Source organism: Microbacterium sp. P5_E9 (genome assembly GCF_054049175.1).
On the sequence record NZ_JBFUMV010000106.1, the window covers coordinates 1 to 578 of the forward strand.

The 578-nt window shown below is 69.4% G+C and carries 1 protein-coding gene; it reads right to left on the reverse strand.

Features of this window, described 5'->3' with window-relative positions; genetic code table 11:
• Positions 1-578, reverse strand: a 578-nt coding sequence (locus ACXJ3V_RS20475; protein WP_457102194.1) for a branched-chain amino acid ABC transporter permease, incomplete at both ends; no start/stop codon positions are given.

Genomic DNA, 578 nt, shown 5'->3' on the forward strand with positions numbered 1-578 from the left:
GCCGCGCGCGAAGTGCAACAGCAGGATGAACAGCGTCGCAAAGGCCACCGCCTCGAGTTGCCCGGCACGCTGCGTGAGCATTGGCAGCACGTCCTGCAGGCCGTTCTTGAGGATCAGCACCAGGGCCGAGCCGACCAGCGCGCCCGCCAACTGCCCGAGCCCGCCGGCCACCGCCATCAGCAGGTACTCGATGCTGGCGCGGACGTCGAATGGCGACGGGCTCACGAAGCGGTTCATGTGCGCATAGAGCCAGCCCGCTAGGCCCGCGAACAGCGCCGCCGTGACGAACAACGTGAGCCGCACGCGGTAGGCATCGGCGCCGACGCTGGCCAGCAGCGTGGCACCGCCACGCAGGCTGCGGATCGCACGGCCCGGCCGCGACTGCAGCAGGTTGTGGCTGAACAGGAAGGCCAGCCCGACCAGCGCCCAAATCAGGTAGTAGATGGCGCGCGGATCGGCCAGCGACCAGCCGCCGATGCGCAGCGACGGAATGTTCGACAGCCCGGTGTGGCGCCCCAGCGCATCGACGTTGCCGAACAGCATCGCGATCGACAGCCCCCAGGCGATGGTGCTGAGCG